This is a genomic window from Thermodesulfobacteriota bacterium (assembly GCA_036397855.1).
Classification (GTDB): Bacteria; Desulfobacterota_D; UBA1144; order Nemesobacterales; family CSP1-2; genus DASWID01.
Map to the genome: position 1 here is coordinate 1 of DASWID010000063.1, position 2330 is coordinate 2330.

3 protein-coding genes are annotated in these 2330 nt (G+C 42.7%); all 3 read right to left on the reverse strand.

The genetic code is table 11. The features are described 5' to 3' along the window. Window positions 1-322: hypothetical protein (locus VGA95_04885; protein ID HEX9665878.1), on the reverse strand; the 322-nt coding region annotated here is incomplete at its 3' end. Window positions 323-405: 83 nt separating this feature from the next. Beyond that, window positions 406-1038 carry a MarR family transcriptional regulator gene (locus VGA95_04890; GenBank protein ID HEX9665879.1) on the reverse strand — a complete coding sequence of 211 codons (633 nt, stop codon included), beginning with the start codon at window positions 1036-1038 and terminating at the stop codon, window positions 406-408. 487 nt (window positions 1039-1525) lie between these two features. After that, a complete protein-coding gene (locus tag VGA95_04895) occupies window positions 1526-2317 on the reverse strand; it encodes a methyltransferase domain-containing protein (protein HEX9665880.1) in 792 nt (263 codons plus the stop codon). Between the last annotated feature and the right edge of the window lie 13 nt (window positions 2318-2330).

Consider the following 2330-nt stretch of genomic DNA (forward strand, 5'->3'; position numbering starts at 1 on the left):
CTTTCCCTTTTGATAAGCTATCTTGTAGGGCCTTTATTTCCTCTATTTTTGATTGGCATTTCCTTATTCTTGCCGATATCTCTATCTCATCCTTTCGAGTCAGTAGCCGTTCACCTGCCATGACTTTAAAATAGGGGTAGAGGATTCTAAACTGCTCATCTAGAGTCCTTTCCACTTTTTCTGTGGACGGTGGTTGTTCGAGTTCAATCCCTGGCTTGGACTCTACGATACGAAGCACCGAGTTATCTTCGATGTCAGAATATGGGAAAAACTCCTCGTCTTCCTGGATGAACCCTTTGAACTCCATCTCTTTTATCTTCATCTTTTATTACATTCCTATATTAACTAGGATACCTAATAATTAGGATTACTAAATAACCCCTTTAAATTTTTTTTATTTCATCCTTAACTAAGGGCCTCTTTGTAATCCGGGCACTCCATGTAAATCTCTTTTTCACTCAACAAAATATTTAGGCACCTGCAATAATGAGGCTTTGAAGACCCAGGATACTTATTTGGAATATAAAAAGAACAGGTTCTGCATATATCCATAGCAAATCCGTAACCTTTCTCAATGAACTTCTTTGATAATTTCATAAGAAGCTTTCCCAAAATCTCCTGTTCTTCTTTATCGAACTCAGAAATTAATTCTTCTATTTCCTTACCAAAATTTTCAAACACACTTAGAGCTCTCATACCCTTGGGCGTTAAGCTTAACAAAACCTGTCTTTTGTCATTAGATTTTCTACTCCTGACGATGAATTTCTTATTTTCCAGAGTGTCAAGTATACCGCTTATAGTAGCAGGAGTGCATGTGAGGTATTTTGCAAGTGTATTTACAGTCGCAGCGTCAGGTCTTATATATTTTAGGAACAAAAGGGACTGCACTTGTGTGGGTGTTAGATGTTTTGATTTGCTTTCATCCCACTGAAGGTGCTTTATAGCTTTGCCTATGGTGAAGAGTGTCCGCGATATCTGAGCACTTACATTCCCCTGTCTATATATTGGATCGAATATAGACTTATTTGATCCCGTCATTTTGGATTCCTAAATAATTTTATATTATCGAACTATTACTCTTTTGTCAATCCACCCAGTAAATGTCAAGTACTTCGAGGACAAAATCACTAAGATTTTCATGAAAGTTTTGTATTCATCCATCCTTTTCAGAATGAAAAGGACTTGAACGGCCTTCCAAAAATTGCGTTAAGAAAATCAGGAACGAAGACGTTAAAAAAAATTTGCGGGCTGTGGCTGGGTTAAATTTTTTAGTCGGAGTGTATGATTTTTAGCAAATTTTTGGATAGCCTTGATTTTTGCTTCTTTGTATCAAGACAAAGAAGTTAAAAACGACAAGCACGACGAATCAGGAAAACGCTTTTAAAGATTCTGGCCCCGAAATATCTGACATTTACACAGCCCCCATTAATGTGTCTAATTTATGCCAGGGGTTACTTATCAAGAAAAGAAAAAGTGCCACCTACCCGAGATCTTACACGAAAAAACCCATCGCTGCAGTTCAATTTTATGCCTTTACTGCTAGCAGGGAGATGCTTTTTACACCAAACTTCTTGCTTGCGCCCCTGGCATTCTCGGAGATGAACTGGTACTGCGGATTATGCTGTACGGCCTCTACGCGTAGGCCCGCCGCTTCAATCGCCGTGCGGTAACCGTCCTGTTGCATTGCTCCACCGATGCAGGCGGCCCATAGTGTGGTATTGCACGTAATACCATCCGGGAGCTGTACCTCGGTTACGATGTCCGAGATGGCAAGGCGCCCGCCGGGTTTTAGCGCCCGTGCAGCCTCCTGAAACACTGTTCTTTTGTCAGGGGCGAGATTGATTACCCCGTTGCTGATTACGGCATCGAAGCTCTCGTCTGCACAGGGGATAGCGTCGATGTAACCCTTGAGATAGGTTATGTTGTTGAATCCTGCCCGATCACGCAAGCGCTCCGCCTTGGCGCGCTGTTCATCCGTCATGTCGATTCCTACTACTTTGCCACTTTGTCCCACCTTCAGGGCGGCAACGAAGGTGTCCATCCCTGATCCACTGCCAAGGTCAATTACGCTTTCACCCTCATGCAGATTCAATAAATGGAAATAGTAGCCGACGCCAGCAAACGATTCGATCGCCTCGGCCGGGATTTGGTCCAGGTCTTCTGGCGAATAACCCAATCTTTCCGCCAGCGCGCGGCCCATCTCGAAGTGAAACTCCCCTTCGGGGTTTAAGGCGACATCCCTGTACATGTCCTTTACCTTTTGTTCAAGTTCAGACTCGTTGATTGATTTAATAACGGTATTTGCTTTTGTTGCCATATGCCCTCCTATT